This window comes from Streptomyces sp. NPDC037273 (genome assembly GCF_055603625.1).
The window spans coordinates 237,693-258,092 of record NZ_JBVJVO010000002.1; the positions used below are offsets into that span (position 1 = coordinate 237,693).

At 72.3% G+C, this 20,400-nt stretch carries 20 protein-coding genes; 7 read left to right on the forward strand and 13 right to left on the reverse strand.

Features of this window, described 5'->3' with window-relative positions; translation table 11 throughout:
- Positions 1-25: 25 nt before the first annotated feature.
- The 8 genes from hisF to hisD are packed head-to-tail and all read right to left on the reverse strand — an operon-like array spanning position 26 to position 5,763.
- Entirely contained in the window at positions 26-781 is a 756-nt protein-coding gene (gene hisF, locus ACZ7G1_RS06260) for an imidazole glycerol phosphate synthase subunit HisF (RefSeq protein ID WP_470874569.1), read from the reverse strand.
- A complete protein-coding gene (locus tag ACZ7G1_RS06265; RefSeq protein ID WP_470874568.1) occupies positions 778-1,179 on the reverse strand; it encodes a RidA family protein in 402 nt (133 codons plus the stop codon). The genes hisF and ACZ7G1_RS06265 overlap by 4 nt, the downstream gene beginning before the upstream one ends.
- On the reverse strand, positions 1,176-1,904 hold the full coding sequence (gene priA, locus ACZ7G1_RS06270; protein ID WP_470874566.1) for a bifunctional 1-(5-phosphoribosyl)-5-((5-phosphoribosylamino)methylideneamino)imidazole-4-carboxamide isomerase/phosphoribosylanthranilate isomerase PriA: 729 nt from the start codon (positions 1,902-1,904) through the stop codon (positions 1,176-1,178). The genes ACZ7G1_RS06265 and priA overlap by 4 nt, the downstream gene beginning before the upstream one ends.
- Positions 1,901-2,548, reverse strand: coding sequence for an imidazole glycerol phosphate synthase subunit HisH (hisH, locus tag ACZ7G1_RS06275; protein WP_470874564.1), 648 nt, complete (start codon positions 2,546-2,548; stop codon positions 1,901-1,903). The genes priA and hisH overlap by 4 nt, the downstream gene beginning before the upstream one ends.
- On the reverse strand, positions 2,545-2,709 hold the full coding sequence (locus ACZ7G1_RS06280) for a hypothetical protein (RefSeq protein ID WP_470874562.1): 165 nt from the start codon (positions 2,707-2,709) through the stop codon (positions 2,545-2,547). The genes hisH and ACZ7G1_RS06280 overlap by 4 nt, the downstream gene beginning before the upstream one ends.
- A gap of 2 nt (positions 2,710-2,711) precedes the next feature.
- Positions 2,712-3,305 (reverse strand): imidazoleglycerol-phosphate dehydratase HisB, encoded by a 594-nt coding sequence (gene hisB, locus ACZ7G1_RS06285; RefSeq protein ID WP_017238764.1) that lies wholly within the window; start codon positions 3,303-3,305, stop codon positions 2,712-2,714.
- On the reverse strand, positions 3,302-4,423 hold the full coding sequence (locus ACZ7G1_RS06290) for a histidinol-phosphate transaminase (protein WP_470874560.1): 1,122 nt from the start codon (positions 4,421-4,423) through the stop codon (positions 3,302-3,304). Before ACZ7G1_RS06290 ends, hisB begins: the two co-directional genes overlap by 4 nt.
- Entirely contained in the window at positions 4,420-5,763 is a 1,344-nt protein-coding gene (gene hisD, locus ACZ7G1_RS06295; RefSeq protein ID WP_470874558.1) for a histidinol dehydrogenase, read from the reverse strand. The genes ACZ7G1_RS06290 and hisD overlap by 4 nt, the downstream gene beginning before the upstream one ends.
- 225 nt (positions 5,764-5,988) lie before the next feature.
- Here hisD and ACZ7G1_RS06300 point away from each other — a divergent pair, with 225 nt between their 5' ends.
- The 4 genes from ACZ7G1_RS06300 (at position 5,989) to ybaK (ending at position 10,017) form a co-directional block, all read left to right on the forward strand.
- Positions 5,989-7,605 (forward strand): oxidoreductase, encoded by a 1,617-nt coding sequence (locus tag ACZ7G1_RS06300; protein WP_470874556.1) that lies wholly within the window; start codon positions 5,989-5,991, stop codon positions 7,603-7,605.
- Positions 7,606-7,690: 85 nt separating this feature from the next.
- Positions 7,691-8,731 (forward strand): hypothetical protein, encoded by a 1,041-nt coding sequence (locus ACZ7G1_RS06305; RefSeq protein ID WP_470874554.1) that lies wholly within the window; start codon positions 7,691-7,693, stop codon positions 8,729-8,731.
- An 11-nt stretch (positions 8,732-8,742) separates the two neighbouring features.
- Complete coding sequence (locus tag ACZ7G1_RS06310) at positions 8,743-9,480, forward strand: LON peptidase substrate-binding domain-containing protein (RefSeq protein ID WP_470874553.1); 738 nt, start codon at positions 8,743-8,745, stop codon at positions 9,478-9,480.
- Positions 9,481-9,519: 39 nt separating this feature from the next.
- Positions 9,520-10,017 (forward strand): Cys-tRNA(Pro) deacylase, encoded by a 498-nt coding sequence (ybaK, locus tag ACZ7G1_RS06315; protein ID WP_470874552.1) that lies wholly within the window; start codon positions 9,520-9,522, stop codon positions 10,015-10,017.
- A 63-nt stretch (positions 10,018-10,080) separates the two neighbouring features.
- Here the strand turns inward: ybaK and ACZ7G1_RS06320 are convergent, their stop codons facing one another.
- From ACZ7G1_RS06320 to ACZ7G1_RS06335, 4 genes are all read right to left on the reverse strand, one after another.
- Entirely contained in the window at positions 10,081-10,719 is a 639-nt protein-coding gene (locus tag ACZ7G1_RS06320; RefSeq protein WP_470874551.1) for a DUF2567 domain-containing protein, read from the reverse strand.
- 34 nt (positions 10,720-10,753) lie between these two features.
- Positions 10,754-11,581, reverse strand: a complete 828-nt coding sequence (locus tag ACZ7G1_RS06325) for an ABC transporter permease (protein ID WP_470874549.1) — start codon at positions 11,579-11,581, stop codon at positions 10,754-10,756.
- A gap of 67 nt (positions 11,582-11,648) precedes the next feature.
- Positions 11,649-12,620: an ABC transporter ATP-binding protein gene (locus ACZ7G1_RS06330; RefSeq protein WP_470874914.1), complete on the reverse strand. Its 972-nt coding sequence runs from the start codon at positions 12,618-12,620 to the stop codon at positions 11,649-11,651.
- 20 nt (positions 12,621-12,640) lie between these two features.
- Positions 12,641-14,077 carry an NYN domain-containing protein gene (locus tag ACZ7G1_RS06335; protein ID WP_470874547.1) on the reverse strand — a complete coding sequence of 479 codons (1,437 nt, stop codon included), beginning with the start codon at positions 14,075-14,077 and terminating at the stop codon, positions 12,641-12,643.
- 217 nt (positions 14,078-14,294) lie between these two features.
- Between ACZ7G1_RS06335 and ACZ7G1_RS06340 the strand changes: the two genes are divergently transcribed.
- Positions 14,295-14,465 carry a hypothetical protein gene (locus tag ACZ7G1_RS06340; protein ID WP_470874545.1) on the forward strand — a complete coding sequence of 57 codons (171 nt, stop codon included), beginning with the start codon at positions 14,295-14,297 and terminating at the stop codon, positions 14,463-14,465.
- Positions 14,466-14,537: 72 nt separating this feature from the next.
- Here ACZ7G1_RS06340 and dnaE read toward each other — a convergent pair whose 3' ends face one another.
- Entirely contained in the window at positions 14,538-18,077 is a 3,540-nt protein-coding gene (dnaE, locus tag ACZ7G1_RS06345; protein WP_470874543.1) for a DNA polymerase III subunit alpha, read from the reverse strand.
- Positions 18,078-18,247: 170 nt separating this feature from the next.
- Between dnaE and ACZ7G1_RS06350 the strand changes: the two genes are divergently transcribed.
- Together ACZ7G1_RS06350 and ACZ7G1_RS06355 are read left to right on the forward strand one after the other, a co-directional pair.
- Entirely contained in the window at positions 18,248-19,573 is a 1,326-nt protein-coding gene (locus ACZ7G1_RS06350) for a DUF2252 domain-containing protein (RefSeq protein ID WP_470874541.1), read from the forward strand.
- Positions 19,574-19,683: 110 nt separating this feature from the next.
- Complete coding sequence (locus ACZ7G1_RS06355; RefSeq protein WP_470874540.1) at positions 19,684-20,370, forward strand: hypothetical protein; 687 nt, start codon at positions 19,684-19,686, stop codon at positions 20,368-20,370.
- Positions 20,371-20,400: the final 30 nt, after the last annotated feature.

Below are 20,400 nucleotides of genomic sequence, written 5' to 3' on the forward strand. Positions count from 1 at the left end.
GACCGCCCGCAAGCGGAACGACGGATCAGCGGACCGGGTGGCCCGACTCCCTCAGCGCCTGCTTGACCTCACTGATCCGCAGATCACCGAAGTGGAAGACGGAGGCGGCGAGCACCGCGTCCGCACCCGCCGCGACGGCCGGCGCGAAGTCGGCGAGCTTGCCGGCGCCGCCGGAGGCGATCACCGGCACCGTGACGTGCTTGCGCACCGCCGCGATCATCTCGGTGTCGTAGCCGTCCTTGGTGCCGTCCGCGTCCATCGAGTTGAGCAGGATCTCCCCCGCGCCCAGCTCGGCCGCGCGGTGCGCCCACTCGACGGCGTCGATGCCGGTGCCCCGGCGTCCGCCGTGCGTCGTCACCTCGAAGGAGCCGGACTCGGTGCGGCGCGCGTCCACGGACAGGACGAGCACCTGACGGCCGAAGCGCTCCGCGATCTCCTGGATCAGCTCGGGCCGCTCGATGGCCGCGGTGTTGACGCCCACCTTGTCGGCGCCGGCCCGCAGCAGCTTGTCGACGTCCCCGGCCGCGCGGACGCCGCCGCCGACCGTGAGCGGGATGAAGACCTGCTCGGCGGTGCGGCGCACCACGTCGTAGGTGGTCTCCCGGTTGCCCGAGGAGGCGGTGATGTCGAGGAAGGTCAGCTCGTCGGCGCCCTCGGCGTCGTACAGCTTGGCCATCTCGACGGGATCGCCCGCGTCCCGCAGGTTCTGGAAGTTGACGCCCTTGACGACCCGGCCGTTGTCCACGTCCAGGCAGGGGATCACCCGTACGGCGAGAGTCATGCGGAATCACCGCCCCGGTACGCCTCGACCTCGACCTCGACGACCAGACGCGGGTCGACGAAGCCGGAGACGATGATCATCGAGGCGGCCGGGCGGACCGCGTCGAACAGCTCCTTGTGGGCGCGGCCGACCTCGTCCACGTCCCGCGCGTGCGTGATGTACATGCGGGTACGGACGACGTGCTCGGCGCCCAGGCCCAGCTGCTTCAGCGCGCCGAAGGCGACGTTGAAGGAGTTGACGGCCTGGTCGTACGGGCCGCCGTCGGCGATCTGGCCGTCCACCACCGACGTACAGCCGGAGACGAGGACCGTGCCGTTCGGGAGCTCCACCGCGCGGGAGTAGCCGAACTGCTCCTCCCAGGGAGCGCCCGTGACGACCTTGCGCAGGGAATCGGTCATACGGCAGCCACCGCCGCGATCGCCTCTTCGAGGGTGAAGGCCTTGGCGTACAGCGCCTTGCCGATGATCGCGCCCTCGACGCCGAGCGGCACGAGGCCGGACAGGGCCCGCAGGTCGTCCAGGGAGGACACGCCGCCGGAGGCGACGACGGGCTTGTCGGTGGCCGCGCAGACGTTCTTCAGGAGCTCCAGGTTGGGGCCCTGGAGCGTGCCGTCCTTGGCGATGTCGGTGACGACGTACCGCGCGCAGCCCTCGGAGTCGAGGCGGGCCAGCGTCTCGTACAGGTCGCCGCCGTCGCGGGTCCAGCCGCGGCCGCGCAGCGTGGTGCCGCGCACGTCGAGGCCGACGGCGATCTTGTCGCCGAACTCGGCGATGACCTTGGCGACCCACTCGGGGGTCTCCAGGGCGGCGGTGCCGAGGTTGACGCGGGTGCAGCCGGTGGCGAGGGCCGCGGCGAGCGAGGCGTCGTCGCGGATGCCGCCGGACAGCTCGACCTTGATGTCCATGGCCTCGGTGACCTGGCGGACCAGGTCACGGTTGTCGCCGGTGCCGAAGGCGGCGTCCAGGTCGACCAGGTGGAGCCACTCGGCGCCGGCCCGCTGCCAGGCCAGGGCGGCCTCCAGCGGAGAGCCGTAGGAGGTCTCGCTGCCGGACTCGCCGTGGACGAGCCGGACGGCCTGGCCGTCGCGGACGTCGACGGCGGGGAGGAGTTCGAGAGTGCTCACAGGGTTCCGATCCAGTTGGTGAGGAGCTGGGCTCCGGCGTCGCCGGACTTCTCGGGGTGGAACTGGGTCGCCCACAGGGCGCCGTTCTCCACCGCCGCGACGAAGGGCTCGCCGTGGGTGGCCCAGCTGACCTTGGGGGCGCGGATGTTCTTGTTGCCGACCTCCAGGGTCCACTCGCGCACCGCGTAGGAGTGCACGAAGTAGTACCGGGTGTCGGCGTCGAGGCCGGCGAACAGCTCGGTGCCGGCGGGGGCGTCGACCGTGTTCCAGCCCATGTGGGGCACGACGGGGGCGTTCAACGGCTCGACCGTACCGGGCCACTCGTCGAGGCCCTCGCTCTCCACGCCGTGCTCGATGCCCTGGGCGAAGAGGATCTGCATGCCGACGCAGATGCCCATGACGGGGCGGCCGCCGGCGAGGCGGCGGCCGATGATCCACTCGCCGCGGGCCTCCTTGAGGCCCTTCATGCAGGCGGAGAAGGCGCCGACGCCGGGGACGAGGAGTCCGTCGGCGTTCATCGCCTTGTCGTAGTCGCGGGTGATCTCGACGTCCGCGCCGACCCGGGCGAGCGCGCGCTCGGCCGAGCGGACGTTGCCGAAGCCGTAGTCGAAGACGACGACCTTCTTCGGGGAGGCCGCGGTCATGCCCACACGTCCAGTCGCAGCACACCGGCGGCGAGGCACATCGCGGCGCCGATGGAGACGAGCACGATCAGGCCCTTCGGCATCTGCTGCTTGACGAAGGAGTAGATGCCGCCGAGCAGGAAGAGCCCGACGACGATCAGGATGGTGGAGAGGCCGTTCACGACTAGAGCGCGCCCTTCGTGGAGGGGAGGATTCCGGCGGCGCGCGGGTCGCGCTCGGCGGCGTAGCGGAGCGCGCGGGCCAGGGCCTTGAACTGGCACTCCACGATGTGGTGGGCGTTGCGGCCGTAGGGCACGTGGATGTGCAGCGCGATCTGCGCCTGGGCGACGAAGGACTCGAAGATGTGCCGGGTCATCGTCGTGTCGTAGGAGCCGATCATCGGCGCCATGTTCTCGGGCTCGGTGTGCACGAGGTACGGGCGGCCGGAGAGGTCGACGGTCACCTGGGCGAGCGACTCGTCCAGCGGGACGGTGCAGTTGCCGAAGCGGTAGATGCCGACCTTGTCGCCGAGGGCCTGCTTGAAGGCGGCGCCGAGGGCGAGGGCGGTGTCCTCGATGGTGTGGTGCGAGTCGATGTGCAGGTCGCCGTCGGTCTTGACGGTCAGGTCGAACAGACCGTGCCGGCCGAGCTGGTCGAGCATGTGGTCGTAGAAGCCGACCCCGGTCGACACGTCGACCTTTCCGGTGCCGTCGAGGTCGATCTCGACGACGACGGAGGTCTCCTTGGTGGTGCGCTCAACGCGGCCTACGCGGCTCATCGTTCCTGCTCCTTCATCAATTCACGGACCGCGTCGAGGAACGCGTCGTTCTCTTCGGGGGTGCCGGCGGTGACCCGCAGCCATCCCGGTACGCCGTTGTCCCGGACCAGGACGCCCCGGTCGAGGATCGACTGCCAGGCCGCGTGCGTGTCGGCGAACTTGCCGAACTGCACGAAGTTGGCGTCGGAGTCGGTGACCTCGTAGCCGATCGCCCGCAGCTCGGCGACCAGCCGGTCGCGCTCGGCCTTGAGCTGCTCGACGTACCCGAGGAGGGTGTCGGTGTGCTCGAGGGCGGCGAGCGCGGTGGCCTGGGTGACGGCCGAGAGGTGGTACGGGAGGCGGACCAGCTGGACGGCGTCGACCACGGCCGGGTGCGCGGCGAGGTAGCCGAGGCGCAGCCCGGCGGCGCCGAACGCCTTGGACATGGTCCGGGAGACCACCAGGTGGGGGCGGCCCTCCAGGAGCGGCAGCAGCGAGTCCCGGTGGCTGAACTCCACGTACGCCTCGTCCACCACGACCATCGAGGGCTTGGCCGCCTGGGCCGCCTCGTACAGGGCGAGGACGGTGGCGGCGTCGACCGCGGTGCCGGTGGGGTTGTTGGGCGAGGTGATGAAGACGACGTCGGGCCGGTGCTCGGCGATCGCCTTCTCGGCCGCCGCCACGTCGATGGTGAAGTCGTCGTTGCGCGGGCCGGAGATCCAGCCGGTGCCGGTGCCGCGGGCGATCAGGGCGTGCATCGAGTACGAGGGCTCGAAGCCGATCGCGGTGCGGCCCGGGCCGCCGAAGGTCTGGAGCAGCTGCTGGAGGACCTCGTTGGAGCCGTTGGCGGCCCACACGTTCTCCACGGCGACCGGGTGCTTCCCGGTCCTGCTGAGGTAGCGGGCGAGCTCGGTGCGCAGCTCCACCGCGTCCCGGTCGGGGTAGCGGTTGAGGCCGCGGGCGGCCTCGGCGACCCGCTCCGCGATCCGGGCCACCAGGGGCTCGGGCAGCGGGTACGGGTTCTCGTTGGTGTTCAGCTGGACGGGGACGTCGAGCTGGGGCGCGCCGTAGGGGGACTTGCCGCGCAGCTCGTCCCGGACGGGGAGATCGTCGATGCGGACGGTGTCGTACGAGGTCACTTGTTCTCGGGAACCTTCCATCCGAACCTGGCCTTGATCGCGGCGCCGTGAGCCGGGAGGTCCTCGGCCTCGGCGAGGGTCACCACGTGGTGGGCGACGTCGGCGAGCGCGTCGCGCGTGTAGTCCACGATGTGCACGCCGCGCAGGAAGGACTGCACGGAGAGACCCGAGGAGTGGCAGGCGCAGCCGCCGGTGGGCAGGACGTGGTTGGAGCCGGCGCAGTAGTCGCCGAGGGAGACCGGCGCCCAGGGGCCGACGAAGATCGCGCCCGCGTTGCGGACCCGGTCGGCGACGGCGGCGGCGTCGGCGGTCTGGATCTCCAGGTGCTCGGCGCCGTACGCGTCGACGACCTTGAGACCGTCGGCGAGGTCGTTGACGAGGACGATCGCGGACTGGCGGCCCGCGAGGGCCGGGACGATCCGGTCGTCGACGTGCTTGGAGGCGGCGACCTGGGTCTTCAGCTCGGCCTCGGTGGCGGCGGCCAGCTCGTCCGAGTCGGTGACGAGGACGGAGGCGGCCATCGGGTCGTGCTCGGCCTGGCTGATGAGGTCGGCGGCGACGTGCACCGGGTCGGCCGTGGAGTCCGCGAGGATCGCGATCTCCGTCGGGCCGGCCTCGGCGTCGATGCCGATGCGGCCCTTGAGGAGGCGCTTGGCGGCGGCCACGTAGATGTTGCCGGGGCCGGTGACCAGGTTGACGGGGGCGCAGCCGGGCTCGTCGGCGGTGCCTTCAGTGCCGTAGGCGAACATGGCGATGGCCTGGGCGCCGCCGGCGGCGTAGACCTCGTCGACGCCGAGGAGGGCGCAGGCGGCGAGGATCGTCGGGTGCGGCAGGCCCCCGAAGTCCTTCTGCGGGGGCGAGGCGACGGCCACGCCCCCGACGCCGGCCTCCTGGGCCGGGACGACGTTCATCACGACGGAGGACGGGTAGACGGAGCGGCCGCCCGGCACGTACAGACCGACGCGCTCGACGGGGATCCACTTCTCGGTGACCGTGCCGCCGGGGACGACCTGGGTGGTGTGGGTGGTGCGGCGCTGCTCGCGGTGGACGAGGCGGGCGCGCCGGATGGACTCCTCGAGGGCGGCGCGGACGGCCGGGTCGAGCTCGTCGAGGGCCCGGGTGATCGCCTCGGCGGGGACGCGCAGGCTCGGGACGCGGACGCCGTCGAATTTCTCCCCGTAGTCGATCACCGCTGCCGCGCCATGATGCCGGACGTCCTCGCAGATCGGCCGCACCTTCTCCAGGGCGGCTTCCACGTCGAACTCGGCACGGGGCAGCAGGTCGCGCAGGGCGGAACCCTCGGGGAGGTTCTCACCGCGCAGATCGATTCGAGAGATCACGGGTCAATTCTCGCAGACGGCCCATCGACGACGGTCGTCCGTATCAACAGCTGATACATGCCAATCACTGACCGATACCCGCCACAGTGGCGTCTTGTCGCCACACCTGACCGTTAGCGTTCAGCCCGTCACACAGCGGGAAGAACGGCTGTACGAATCCACGAATCCCGCTGTGCGGAATCGGCGGAGTCGTGGGAGCGGATCGTGGAAAGCGAGGGGGCGGCAGTGACCGAGCCGCACGAGGACGGGGTGCCGGACGGCCTCACGAGCCCGGAGCGGGCCGTGTGGCGGGCGTTCCGCATTGGGGCGACGTGCGATCTCAGGGAGGGGATCGCGGAGCGGGACGACCCGTTCCGGGAGCGGGAGTGGGAGTGGGGCGAGGAGCGGAGCGTCCGCGCCGACGTGGTGGCGCTGCTGCTGCTCGCCGGTCCGCCGGCCCGCTCCGGGCGGGTGGCGGCGCTGAAGCTGCGCGGGGTGCGGATCACCGGTGTGCTCAACCTGGCCGGCGGGACGATAGGGCCGTACGTGGAGCTGCACGGCTGCCGGTTCGACGGCGAGGTGGTGCTGCCGGAGGCGCGCTTCGGGACGCTGCGGATGGTGGAGTGCGCGCTGCCGCGCCTGGAGGCGGCCCGGCTGCACACCGAGGGGGATCTGCATCTGCCGCGCTGCCGGGTCCGGCACGGCATCCGGCTCACGGACGCGCAGATCGGCACGGACCTGCTGGTCAACCAGATACAGGTGTGGCCCGACCGGCGGGGCCGGGCGATCACCGCGGACGGGATGGTGGTGGCCCAGGACCTCCAGGCCGAGCTGATCGAGACGCACGGCGAGCTGAGCCTGCGCGGGGCGAAGGTCGGGGTCTCGCTCAGCCTGCGGGGCAGCGTGCTGCGCGGCGCGCAGGGCCGCCGCGCGCTGAACGCCCCGCAGCTGACGGTCGAGCGCTCGCTCTATCTGAACACGGCGTGGGTGTACGACGACGCGAGGAACTACTCCTACGGCAGCCCCACGGCCACCCCGCCGTACGGTCTGACGCCCGGCCAGGGCGCCCGTCGCAAGCCGGTGGAGTGCCACGGCGGGGTGCGGCTCGACGACGGCCGCTTCGGTGACGCGGTGGATCTGCACCACGCCCGGTTCCTGCTGAGCGGCGCGCGCCGGGAGGAGGTGTCGCTGCGCCGGATCGTCACCCCGGAGCTGCGGTTCAACGGCGAGCGTCCCGAGGAGGGCCGGGTCGTCCTGAACGGCGCCAAGGTCGTCACCCTGATCGACCTCTCGACCAGCTGGCCGGGCCCCGGCGGACTCGCCATGGGCGGCTTCGCCTACGAGAACCTCGTGCCGTACGGCCCGTTCCCGCTGGCCCGCCGCCTGGAGTGGGTGGCGGCGGCGACCCCGGAGTACGCCCCCGAGCCGTACGAGCGGCTCGCCACGGTCCTGCGCAACAGCGGGGAGGACGCCGACGCCCGCGAGGTGCTGCTCGCCAAGCAGCGGCGCAGACGGGAGACGCTCCCGCTGGCCGGCAAGCTCTGGGGGTACCTCCAGGACTGGACGGTGGCGTACGGCTACCGCCCCGGCCGGGCGGCGCTGTGGATGGCGGTGCTCTGGGCGGCGGGCACGGTGGCCTTCTCCCACTACCGCCCGATAGCCCTGAAGGGCGACGAGGCGCCCGAGTGGAACGGTCCGCTGTACGCCCTCGACCTCCTGCTCCCGGTGATCAATCTCGGCCAGGACGGCTACTGGCGCCTTGAGGGCCTCTGGCAGTGGGCGGCGGCCGTGCTCATCCTCCTCGGCTGGATCCTCGCGACCACGGTGGCGGCCGGCGCCACCCGGCTGCTGAGCCGCGGCTGACGGTGTGGGCCCGGTGGAATGAGGGTGAAAGGGCTGGGCAGAGCGGCGCGCGGGATCGTGGCGCGGTGGGAAAATACGTCGCACGATGTCCTTGCTCCGCGCCCTGGTCGGCGCCGTCCGCTCGGCCCGGCACGCGCCGCGGCTCGCCGCGGGTTTCGTGCCGGGCGACGACGTGCTGCTCGACACCCCGGACGAGCGGCTCGCGCCCGCCCTGGTCGCCGCCGCCCTCGCCGATCCGGAACCCGCGGCGAAACTGCTCGCCACCACCCGGGACGCCGGCGAGTGGGAGGACCGCGACCGGTACGTCACCCGGCTCGCCACCTTCGCCTACCGCAGGGACGAGTGGCTGACGCACTGGCTCGCCGCCGCGCCCGGGGACCCCGACGCCCTGCTCGTCACGGCGCAGCTCGCCGTCCGCAGGGCCTGGGACTCACCGGCGCGGGCCGAGCGGCTGCGCGAGCTCGGCCCGTTGATCGCCGCTGTCGCCGAGCAGGCGCCGCGCGACCCCGTGCCGTGGCGCCTCGCCCTGGACCACGCGCGCGGAGCACACGCCGGGCACACCGTCTTCGAGTCGCACTGGGCGCAGGCCGTCCGCCGCGCGCCCCACCACTACGGCTGCCACGTCGCGGCGCTCAAGTACCTCTCCGCGCAGTGGTACGGCTCGCACCGTGCCGCCTTCGACTTCGCCGAGCAGGCCGCGGACGACGCCGCCGAAGGTTCCCTGGTGCGGGCGCTGCCGGTCCGCGCGGCCTACGACCGGCTGCGGGTGGAGCCGGTCGCGGACCGGTCCGTGCCCGAGGCGCGGACCGACCGGGCGGTGGACCGCGCCCTGGCCCTGTCGGCCGCCTTCGCCGCGGGCGACCCGTGGCCGGCCGAAGTCCGCAATCTGCTCGCGTACGTGCTGGTCGAGCGGGCGCGGTGGGAGGAGGCCCTGGAGGAGTTCGGCCGGATCGGGCCGTACGCGACCTCGTTCCCCTGGGGGGTCGCTCGGAGCGGTGCGCGGGAGGACCCCCTCCTCGGATTCCTGGCCGCGCGGGACCGCGCCAGGGCCGAGGTGGCCCGCCGGACACCCCTGTGGGGAGCCGGAGGCGGACGGGCCGGACGGGGCGGGCCCGGCGGCCATTAGGCTTTGCCGCTGTGACCACCGCTCGCCTGCCCCTGTTCCCGCTCAACACGGTGCTGTTCCCGGGCCTCGTGCTGCCGCTGAACGTCTTCGAGGAGCGTTATCGCGCCATGATGCGCGAGCTGCTCACGATCGGGGACACGGAGCCGCGCCGCTTCGCCGTCGTCGCGATCCGCGACGGCCGCGAGGTCGCGCCGACCGCCCCGGGCATGCCGGACCAGACGGCGCTGCCGGAGAAGGGCCCGGCGGCGGGCTTCGGCTCCGATCCCATCCAGGCCTTCCACCGGGTCGGCTGCGTCGCCGACGCGGCCTCGATCCGGGAGCGCGGCAACGGCAGCTTCGAGGTGATGGCCACCGGTACGACCCGGGTGAAGCTGCTCTCGGTCGACGCGAGCGGCCCGTTCCTGGTCGGCGAGGTCGAGGAGATCCCCGAGGAGCGCGGCGAGGAGGCCGGCACGCTCGCGGAGGGCGTGCTGCGGGCCTTCCGCAGCTATCAGAAGCGGCTCGCCGGGGCGCGGGAGCGTTCGCTGACGACCAGTGAGCTGCCCGACGACCCGTCGGTGGTGTCGTATCTGGTCGCGGCGACGGCGGTGCTGGACATCCCGTCGAAGCAGCGGCTGCTCCAGGCCCCCGACACGGCGACGCGGCTGCGCGAGGAGCTGTCGCTGCTGCGCGCGGAGACCGCGGTGCTGCGCCATCTGCCGTCGCTGCCCGCGGTGGACCTGACGCAGGGCCCGACGTACCCGAACTGAGCCGGCCCCAGCGGGACGGACCGAGCCGAGGAAGAGCGCGTGGCGAAGAAGGCGAAGAAGAACAGCGGGGGCACCCCGGCGACGGTGGCCCTGACGGCGGCCGGGACCCCGTTCACCCTGCACGCGTACGAGCACGACCCGGCCTCCCCCTCGTACGGCGAGGAGGCGGCGGAGGCGCTCGGGGTCTCCCCCGACCGGGTCTTCAAGACGCTGGTGGCGGACGTCGACGGCGAGCTGACCGTGGCGGTCGTCCCGGTCGCCGGGCAGCTGGACCTGAAGGCGCTGGCCTCGGCGGTCGGCGGCAAGCGCGCGGCGATGGCCGACCCCGCGGCGGCGGAGCGCACGACGGGGTACGTCCGGGGCGGGATCTCCCCGCTGGGCCAGCGGAAGCGGCTGCGTACCGTCCTCGACTCCTCGGCCTCCGACCACGAGACGGTCTGCATCTCGGCGGGCCGCCGCGGCCTTGAGGTAGAGCTCGCCCCCGCGGACCTGGCGGCCCTCACCTCCGCCGTCCTCGCCCCGATCGGCCGTGCCTGACGGTCGGCGCGGCCTGAGGAGAGGCCCGCGGAGCCCGCGCGGCCGGTGCGCGGCCCCGGTGTGTCAGCTCGTGCCCGGGCCCTGGACGTACGGCTTCGGCTGGTCCCACGGCTGCGGTTCCGGGTCGCGGGGGCCGAAGGCGGCGGTGAGGGCGAGGTGGACGATCATCGCGGCGAGCGGCCAGGCCAGCATCGCCGCGGCGGCCATGTTGAGTTCGAGCGGCGCCTCGAAGGTGACGTTGGGGCCGACCGCCTTCGCGTGGCCGACGACGTCGTCGGTGGGGCCGAGGTAGCTGCCGAGGCCCCAGGCGAGCAGCGAGCCGAGGACGCCGCCGAGCGCCAGGCCGAGGACCAGCGGCACCCCGCCCTTGCGGCGCAGCAGGAAGACGACGAGCGCGGCGACCGCGCCGAAGGCCAGCGCGAGGAGCACGAAGGTGCCGTCCGCGCCGATCGCGGCCTCCCCCTCGGAGTCGCGGAGGTAGACGCCCTTGCCGTCCGAGATGAGCTGGACGCGCGGGGCCAGGGTCAGCCACAGCACTCCGAGCACCGCGCCGGCGACCGCCGAGACGAGGGCGACCACGGCGCCCTGCACCACTTCGGCGCCCGTGATCGGGTCGCCGTCGTGTCCCGCGTGCGGCGGGGGCGGCGGGGGCCAGTCGGGGTCGTGCGGCGGCTGGTGAGGCGGAGTCAGGGGTGCGGTCACCCCGCCATCGTGCCAGGTGTCCCTGTGGCCCGCCTCAGCGGACGGCGGCCCGCCGGTACGCCCAGGTGGCGAGTGCCAGGGAGAGGACGCCGACCGCCCCGCAGACGGCGAGGTCGAGGGCGACGGCCGCCCAGTCCGGGTGGGTGTCGAAGGTGCGGGCCAGGGCCTCCACTCCGTACGTCGACGGCAGCAGGTCCCGGGCCCACCCGATGGGTCCGGGCAGCCGCTCGGCCGGGAGCACGCCGAGGAGCAGCGCCGCCGACATGCCGAGCTGGCCGAGGAGGGTGGCCAGCTCGGGCCGGGGCGCGAGGAGTCCGAGGGCGGCGCCGAGTCCGGCGAGCGCGGCGCCGGAGAGCGGGACGACGGCGGCGAGGATCCACAGGTGGCCGAGCGGGAGGCCGAAGAGCACGGAGCCGGCGACGGCGGTGAAGACCGTCCCTGGCACGGTGAAGGAGGCGTACGCGCCGGCCGCGCCGAGCACGACGGCGGCGGGCGGCACGGGCAGGGTGGCGTAGTGGTCGAGGCCGCCGCCGGCCCGCAGCTGCCCGAAGTACTGGGCGAGCAGGTTGAGCGCGACGAAGGCGACGACCAGGACGGTGGAGCCGGCCACGACGGCGCGTGCCTCGCTGCCGCCGTCGACGACCCCGCGCATCAGGATCATGATCCCGATGGACTGGAAGGTGGCCACGAAGAGCAGCGGGATGCGGGCGACCCGGGCCCGGGAGAGCTGGGCGCCGTAGACGGCGGCCAGGGCGGGCAGCAGCTTGGCGCGCGGGGCGAGGGGCGCGGCGCCGTCCTCGTCGCCGCGGGACCGGGTGGTCGGCGCGGCGGTCGGCAGGACCTCCGCGGGCACGGTGCTCACTGCGGGCAGCTCCTGACGGTGACGTGCGGTGCGTGGGGGCCGCGCGGGGCGCGGGTGGCGCGTCGGGTCACGCCTTCACCAGTCCCTCGGTCGCCCCGCCCAGCGCGAGGTACACGTCCTCCAGGCTGGGCGTGGCCAGGGTGAAGTCGTCGAGCGCGGCGAAGGCGGCGCCGCCGGTGACGGTGGCGACGGCGGCGCGGGCGGCGTCGGGGGCGAGCCGGAGGTGCCAGCGTCGTCCGGTCTCCTGGGCGTTCTCCCGGAGGGCGGCGACCTCGGGCAGGTGGAGCGGGGCGGTGTCCCGCCAGACGAGCTCGACGCGGACCTCTCCGGCGACGCGTTCCTTGAGTCCGGTGGGGGTGTCGCAGGCGATGACCCGGCCGTGGTCGAGGACGGCGACCCGGTCGAGGACGGTCTCGGCCTCGATGACGTTGTGGGTGACGAGCAGCACGGTGGTGCCGTGCTCGGCGCGGCGCCGGTCGACGGCCGACCAGACGGCCCGCCGGGCGACGGGGTCCATGCCGGTGGTGGGTTCGTCGAGGACGAGGACGGTCCGCCCGCCGACGAGGGCGGCGGCGACGCAGGCGAGCCGCCGCTGTCCGCCGGAGAGCTTCTTGAGGGGGCGGGAGGCGAGCGCGGTGAGGCCCAGTTCCTCCAGGACGGCGTCGCGCTCGGCGCGGGCGTCGTGGGCGGTGAGGCCGCGGAGGCGTCCGGTGGTCTCGGCGGCGAGGGCGACGGTCAGCTCGTCGAGGGCGGTGGACTCCTGGCCGAGGTAGGCGAGGAGCCTGGCCGCCCGCTCGGGGTGGCGGACGAGGTCGTGGCCGAGGAGCTCGACGGTGCCGGAGTCGGGGCGCATGAGCCCGGTGAGCTGGCGGACGAGGGTGGACTTGCCGGCCCCGTTGGGTCCGAGCAGCCCGAAGATCTCGCCGCCGCGCACGTCGAGGCTGACTCCGTCGGTGGCCCGCACCTCGGGTGTCGCGGGCGCACCGCGCCTGCCGCGCGTGGCGGGGTACGTCTTGACCAGATCCCGCACCACGCACACCGTACTCACGGGGGAAGAGCCTACGGGGTCGCCGGGCCCGCTCCGGGCGCGGGGGCGTGTTCGGCGGCGGCCCGGACGTCGATCTCGCGCCAGAAGCCGGCCCGGATCGCGTACCGGTCGTGCTCGTCGATCTGGTCGTCCTTGTGGGCGAGAAGTCCGAATCGGGCGGCGTAGCGGAGGAGTTCGCCGTCGATGCGGTGCGGGATGCGGGGGTAGAGGGTGGACAGTTTCTGTACGTGGCTCTGCTCGGGAAGCCGCTCCATCCACCGGCGGGCGAAGACCTGTCCGACTTCGAAGGGGTCGCCGCCGACGGTGGTGATGTCCTCCTCGCGGTCGGCCCAGCGCTGCTCGGCGCTGGTGAGCGCGGCGAGGGTGGGCAGGGAGGCGGTCTCGGCCGGCTCGCCGAGGGAGGGCGCGGGGCGCTCGATCCAGCCGCGGTCGGAGGACCAGCGGAGCGCGCTCGCGCCCTGCGGCACGGCGGTGGAGGGGCCGGGTCCCACGGGGGCGGCGGGGCCGCGCAGTCCGGCCAGGTCCTTGGGGGTGGGCACGCCCTTGCCGGGGGCCGGGGCGGGGAGTCCGGTGCCGTTGAGGTGACCGCCGCCCCGCAGATGGCCGTCCTCCCGCAGGTCCTCGCGGAGGTGGCCGTTGCCGTGGAGGTGGCCGTTGCCGCCCGGGTGGCCGTTGGCGTGGACGCGCTCGTCGTCGTGGACGTGCCCGCCGCCGGCGCGGTCGGCGGTCACGCCCGGCCCGCCGACCGGGGCGGGGGCGCCGTTGCGCGCGGCCGCCGCCTCCGCCGCCCGTTCGGCGGAGGCGGCGAGGGCGGCTTCGGGCAGCGGCGCGGAGAGGATGGCCGCGATCTCGGGGCGCGGGGCGGGCGGGGGCGCGCAGAGGCCGCTGAGGTCCTTGGCGCGGACGGCGCGGGTGATCCAGGCGCGGTCGAGGACCCGGCGTTCGTCGGCCTCGGCGACGAGGTCCTCGGACTGGTTGTAGTCCCCGTCGGCCGCCTGGACGGCCCAGAGGTGGACGGCGACGCCGTGCTCCTTGGCCGACATGAGGCCGGGCAGCAGGTCGCCGTCGCCGGTGACGAGCACGATGTCGGAGCAGGCCCGGTTCCTGGCGAGCTCGGTGAGCTCGGTGTGCATGGCCGCGTCGACGCCCTTCTGCGCCCAGCGTCCCTCGCTCCTGGTCAGGGCGCCGAGCCGGACGGTGACCCGGGGCATCACGCGGAGTCTGCGGTGCTCGGGCTGGGGTACCCGGTCGGGGGCGCCGTCGAACCAGTAGATCCGCAGCAGGGGCAGGGCGGTCTCGGTCTCGGCGCGCTCCCGCAGCTGCCGGATCAGCGCTGCGTGGTCGACGGTGATCCTGGAGCGGGCCGGTTCCCCGGCGAGAAGACTGGCGGCGGCGCCCAGGAGGTAGCCGGCGTCCACCAGGACGACGCAGCGGTCCACGTGTTCCACCCTCTTTCGGGAGCCTCGGAGTCGAAAGGGTGCTTCGGGTTTCCTTCGAGTCTGCCCGACCGTGGGGGGCTTGACGTCCGGAACTGGATCATCGGCGTGGCGAATATCACGTCAGCTCGCCCCCTACGCTCCGTAATGATCCAAAATGCGGCGCTGCGTACCGTATGTGAGTCTGACAGCGGCCCTGGCCCCTAGGTCCCTTTGAGGAGGCATCCCCATGGCCAAGAACCGCAACCAGAACCGCGGTCAGAAGCAGTCCCCTGCCGAGCGCGGCGCCCAGCAGGCACAGCAGTCCGCGCTCGAATCCCAGGCCGAGCAGCGTGCCACCCAGGTCACTCCGGGTGACATGGCACGCAAGGGCCGTCAGAAGCGCTTCGGCCACAACTGACGCCCGCAGACGGCAAAGGGGCGCGCCCGTGAAGACGGGCGCGCCCCTTGCGCGTGCGGGAAGGCTCGGAGGTCAGCCGGCCAGGCAGGACGGGCCGAGCAGCACCTTGAGGTCGCCGAAGAGCGCCGGGTCGGCCGTCACCCGGTGCCGGTCGAGCCGGAGCACGGTGGTGGTCCGGGGGCCCTGGAGCTTGATCCGCACCTCGGTGTTGCCCTTGTGGTGCTTGAGGATCTCGCCGAGCCTGCTGACCATCGGCGGGGTCACCTTGACCGTCGGGATGGTGAGGATCACCGGCGCGTTGGTCCCGGCGTTCGACAGGTCGGGGACCATCAGCTCCATGGCGACGAGCCGGGGCACGTCCTCGCGCTTGTCGAGGCGTCCCTTGACGAAGACGACGGTGTCCTCGACGAGCTGGGTGGAGACCAGCTGGTAGGTGGCCGGGAAGAACATGCACTCGATGGAGCCGGCGAGGTCCTCGACGGTGGCGATCGCCCAGGCGTTGCCCTGCTTGGTCATCTTGCGCTGGAGGCCCGAGATGATGCCGCCGATGGTGACGACCGCGCCGTCGCTGTGCTCGCCGCCGGTGAGCTGGGCGATCGCCGCGTCCGTCTTGTCGGACAGGACGTGCTCGATGCCGAAGAGCGGGTGGTCGGAGACGTACAGGCCGAGCATCTCGCGCTCCTGGGCGAGCAGGTAGGACTTCTCCCACTCGACGTCGGAGAACTCGACGTCCAGGCCGAAGCCGGGCTCGTCGGTCGTCTCGTCGCCCATGCCGCCGAAGAGGTCGAACTGTCCCTCGGCCTCCTTGCGCTTGACCGCGACCACGTTGTCGATCATCGGCTCGTGGTGGGCGACCATGCCCTTGCGGGTGTGGCCCATCTCGTCGAAGGCGCCGGCCTTGATCAGCGATTCGATGGTCCGCTTGTTGCAGACGACGGCCTCGACCTTGTCGAGGAAGTCGGGGAAGGTGGAGTACTTCCCCTTCGCCTTGCGCGTCTTGATGATCGACTCGACGACGTTGGTGCCGACGTTGCGGACGGCGGAGAGGCCGAAGAGGATCACGTCGTCGCCCTGGGCGGCGAAGTTCGACTCGGACTCGTTCACGTTCGGCGGGAGCACCTTGATGCCCATGCGGCGGCACTCGTTGAGGTAGACGGCGGACTTGTCCTTGTCGTCCTTGACCGAGGTGAGCAGACCGGCCATGTACTCGGCCGGGTAGTTCGCCTTGAGGTAGGCGGTCCAGTAGGAGACCAGGCCGTACGCGGCGGAGTGCGCCTTGTTGAAGGCGTAGCCGGCGAAGGGGACCAGGACGTCCCAGAGCGCCTGGATGGCTTCGTCGCTGTAGCCGTTCTTCTTCGCGCCCTCCTGGAAGATGACGAAGTTCTTCGCCAGCTCCTCGGGCTTCTTCTTGCCCATCACGCGGCGCAGGATGTCGGCCTCGCCGAGCGAGTACCCGGCGATGATCTGGGCGGCCTTCTGCACCTGCTCCTGGTACACGATCAGGCCGTAGGTGACCGCGAGCACCTCTTCGAGCGGCTTCTCCAGCTCGGGGTGGATCGGGGTGATCTCCTGCTGCTTGTTCTTACGCAGGGCGTAGTTCGTGTGCGAGTTCATGCCCATCGGGCCCGGCCGGTACAGGGCGGACACGGCGGAGATGTCTTCGAAGTTGTCGGGCTTCATCAGCCGCAGGAGCGACCGCATGGGGCCGCCGTCGAACTGGAAGACGCCGAGGGTGTCACCGCGGCAGAGCAGTTCGTACGTCTTGGGGTCGTCCAGCGGCAGGGCCAGCAGGTCGAGCTCGATGCCCTTGTTGGCCTTCACCATCTTGACGGCGTCGTCCATGATCGTGAGGTTCCTGAGGCCCAGGAAGTCCATCTTGATCAGGCCGAGCGACTCGCACTGGGGGTAGTCCCACTGCGTGATGGTCACGCCGTCGGTGTGCCGCACCCAGATCGGGGCGTGTTCGACGATCGGCTCGCTGGACATGATCACGCCGGCCGCGTGCACGCCCATCTGCCGGACCAGGCCCTCGACGCCGCGGGCGGTGTCGATGACCTTCTTGACGTCCGGCTCGTTCTCGTACATCGCCCGGATCTCGCCGGCCTCGCTGTAGCGCGGGTGCGAGGGGTCGGTGATGCCGTTGAGGTCGATGCCCTTGCCGAGGACGTCGGCGGGCATGGCCTTGGTGAGGCGGTCGCCCATGGCGTAGGGGTAGCCGAGGACGCGCGCGGAGTCCTTGATGGCGTTCTTCGCCTTGATCTTGCCGTACGTGCCGATCATGGCGACCTTGTCGGAGCCGTACTTCTCGGTGACGTACCGGATCACCTCGACGCGCCGGCGTTCGTCGAAGTCGATGTCGACGTCGGGCATCGAGATGCGCTCGGGGTTGAGGAAGCGCTCGAAGATCAGACCGTGCGGGATGGGGTCGAGGTCGGTGATGCCCATGGCGTACGCGACGATCGAGCCGGCCGCGGAGCCTCGGCCGGGGCCCACGGCGATGCCCTGCTTCTTCGCCCACATGATGAAGTCGGCGACGACGAGGAAGTAGCCGGGGAAGCCCATCGAGATGATGGTGTCCATCTCGTACTCGACCTGCTTGAGGCGGTCCTCGGGGATGCCGTTCGGGAACCGGCGGTGCATGCCCCGCATGGTCTCCTCGCGGAACCAGGTCGTGTCGGTGTAGCCCTCGGGGATGTCGAACTTCGGCATGAGGTCACGCGGCTCGAACATGCCGGTGGTGTCGATCTGCTCGGCGACGAGCAGCGTGTTGCGGCAGCCCTCCTGCCAGGCGTCCGAGGAGTCCACCGCGTACATCTCGTCGGTGGACTTCAGGTAGTAGCCGGTGCCGTCGAACCGGAAGCGGTCCGGGTCGGAGAGGTTCTTGCCGGTCTGGATGCAGAGCAGGGCGTCGTGCGCGCCGGCCTCGTGCGCGTACGTGTAGTGCGAGTCGTTGGTGACCAGCGGCGGGATGCCGAGCTTCTTGCCGATCTCCAGGAGCCCGTCGCGGACCCGGCGCTCGATCTCGATGCCGTGGTCCATCAGCTCCAGGAAGTAGCGGTCCTTGCCGAAGATGTCCTGGTATTCGGACGCGGCCTTCAGGGCCTCGTCGAACTGGCCGAGGCGCAGGCGCGTCTGGAGCTCTCCGGAGGGGCAGCCGGTGGAGGCGATGAGCCCCTCCGACCACTGGGAGATCGTCTCCTTGTCCATCCGGGGCCACTTCTGCAGCCAGCCCTCGGCGTAGGCGTCGGAGGAGAGCTTGAAGAGGTTGTGCAGGCCGGTCTTGTTCGCCGCCCAGATCGTCTTGTGGGTGTAACCACCGGAACCGGAGACGTCGTCCCGCTTCTGGTGCGGCTGGCCCCACTGGATCTTGCGCTTGTTGCGGCGGGACTCGGGGGCCACGTACGCCTCGATGCCGATGATCGGCGTCACCCCGGCCTTCTTCGCGGTGTGGAAGAAGTCGTACGCGCCGTGCAGGTTGCCGTGGTCGGACATCGCGATATGGGTCATGCCCATCTCGTTGCACGCGTTGAACATGTCCTTCAGCCGCGCGGCACCGTCCAGCAGCGAGTACTGGGTGTGGACGTGGAGGTGCGTGAAGGGCGGCTTGGTCACGGGGGAGGCCTCCGGCTGAATTCCTGGGGGGACAGCGTGGAAGTCTACGTCGGCCGACTGACAGACCGCGGGCACTCGCCGGTACCGTCGAGCGTTGGGTGACCGGGAACACCTGTCCCCATATGTCATGACCAGTCTCGCAGCACGTCCGGTACCAGGAGGCACCTCGAATGTCGGTCCCCCAGCCCACCGTCGCGGAGCGCGGTGAGCACATCCTCGCCGTCTTCGACACCGCCTTCGGCGAGCTCCTCGCCGCCGACCCGGCGGCTTTCCGCGTGAAGTTCCGGAAGATGGCCGGCTCCGCCTTCGCCTTCTACCGGGGCACGGCCTGCCTGTTCTACAGCGACCTGGAGCGGGAGGCCCGCGGCGGCCCGTACCTGGACGAGCGCACCGGCCGGGTCTGGATCCACGGCGATCTGCACGCGGAGAACTTCGGCACGTACATGGACGCCAACGGCCGGCTGATCTTCAACGTCAACGACTTCGACGAGGCCTACGTCGGCCCCTTCACCTGGGACCTGAAGCGCCTCGCCGCCTCCCTCGCCCTCATCGGCTACACCAAGGCGCTCGGCGACGACCAGATCACCGACCTGGTCCGGATCTACGCCGCCGCCTACCGGGAGCGCATCCACGCGCTCGCGACCGGCGCGAAGGGAGACGAGGTCCCCGGCTTCACGCTTGAGACGGCCGACGGAGCACTGCTGGGCGCCCTGCGCGACGCCCGCGCGCAGACCCGTTTCGGTCTGCTGGACTCGATGACGGAGATCCGGGACTTCGAGCGCCGTTTCGCGGCCGGCGGCGGGGCGATCGAGCTGGACGCGGCCACCCGGTACAAGGTGCTCGCCGCCTTCGACGGCTATCTGGAGACGCTGCCGGAGTCCAGCCTGGTCCGCCCGGACTCGTACCGGGTCAAGGACGTGGTCGGGCGGCGCGGGATAGGCATCGGCTCGGCCGGCCTCCCCTCGTACAACATCCTCCTGGAGGGGCACAGCGACGCCCTGGAGAACGACGTCGTGATCTACCTCAAGCAGGCCCAGACCCCGGCGGTCTCCCGGCACGTCACGGACCCGGCGGTGCGGGAGTACTTCCGGCACGAGGGGCACCGCACGGTGATCTCGCAGCGGGCGCTCCAGGCGCACGCGGACCCGTGGCTGGGCTGGACGGAGCTGGACGGGGCCGGGCAGCTGGTCGCCGAGGTCTCGCCGTACGCGGTGGACCTGGACTGGTCGGACATCGACGACCTGGACGAGATCGCGGCCACCGTGGCCGACCTGGGCCGGGCGACGGCGACGATGCACGCGGCGGCGGACGAGTCGAGCGGTCAGTCGCTCGTGCCGTTCTCGACGGAGCGGGCCATCGACGCGGCGATCGCGGCCGACGAGGAGGGCTTCGCCGGCCTCCTGGTGGACTTCGCGCACACCTACGGGGCGCGGGCGCGGGCCGACCACCAGATCTTCGTGGACCTCTTCCGCAACGGCCGGATCCCGGGCCTCTGAGGGGTCACGGCGGGGCCGGTGGGGCCGCTGGGGCTGCTGGGGCCGTCGCGAGCGGTCCACAGCTTCTCCTTAGGGACCCCTTACGGCCCCGCGTGACACACTTTCCGGCGATGGACATGGCAGGGACGCAGCTGAGGACGCTGCGGGCGGCGTTCTTCACGGCACTGGTCGTGACGCTGTCCGTGGCGTCCCACGTGCTGCTCTCGGGCGTCCCGCTGCCGCTGGGGACGGTCGTCCCGGTGGCGGTCGCGGTCTTCGCCGTGGCGTACGCGCTGGCCGGCCGCGAGCGCGGCCTCGGGCCCATCGCCGGGCTCCTCGTCCCGCTGGAACTGGCGGCGGACACGCTCTTCACCAGCGGTCAGGCGGTCTGTTACGGCCCCGCCGGCGGCCCGGTCGCCGGTTCGCTGCGCGCGGTCGGGGTGGAGGTCTTCTGCGGCGGCGCCGTGGGGACCCCGCTGCCCGGCGTGGTGAACCCCGAGGGCGGCGGCGCGGCCGCGCTGCTCTCCTCCCCCGACCCGGCGCTGCCGTGGCTGCTGCTCCTGGCCCATGTGGGCGTCGGGTTCTCGGCGGCGTGCTGGCTGCGCGGCGGGGAGCGGGCGCTCGCCCGGCTGGCCGGTGCGGTGGCGGCCTTCGCGTTCCGTCCGCTGCTCCTGGTGGCGGCCTTCTTCCGTTCGGCCGGTCAGGCGCCCCGGCGCGCCGGGCGGCCCGCCGGCCGGCCGCGGTCTTCCCGGCAGCGGCTCCTCGTGCACTCCGTGGGGCGGCGGGGGCCGCCGCGCCCGGGTCTCGTTCTCGTCTGAGCGAGTCCCGCGCTTCCCCCTGCCTTCCCT

Bases quoted from the DNA above. Each gene is read 5' to 3' on its own strand.
- ACZ7G1_RS06340 (WP_470874545.1), top strand. From the start codon at position 14,295: ATGGCCAAGAACCGCAACCAGAACCGCGGTCAGAAGCAGTCCCCTGCC.
- ACZ7G1_RS06350 (WP_470874541.1), top strand. From the start codon at position 18,248: ATGTCGGTCCCCCAGCCCACCGTCGCGGAGCGCGGTGAGCACATCCTC.
- ACZ7G1_RS06355 (WP_470874540.1), top strand. From the start codon at position 19,684: ATGGACATGGCAGGGACGCAGCTGAGGACGCTGCGGGCGGCGTTCTTC.
- hisB (WP_017238764.1), bottom strand. From the start codon at position 3,305: ATGAGCCGCGTAGGCCGCGTTGAGCGCACCACCAAGGAGACCTCCGTC.
- hisH (WP_470874564.1), bottom strand. From the start codon at position 2,548: ATGACCGCGGCCTCCCCGAAGAAGGTCGTCGTCTTCGACTACGGCTTC.
- ACZ7G1_RS06305 (WP_470874554.1), top strand. From the start codon at position 7,691: ATGTCCTTGCTCCGCGCCCTGGTCGGCGCCGTCCGCTCGGCCCGGCAC.
- hisF (WP_470874569.1), bottom strand. From the start codon at position 781: ATGACTCTCGCCGTACGGGTGATCCCCTGCCTGGACGTGGACAACGGC.
- ACZ7G1_RS06265 (WP_470874568.1), bottom strand. From the start codon at position 1,179: ATGACCGATTCCCTGCGCAAGGTCGTCACGGGCGCTCCCTGGGAGGAG.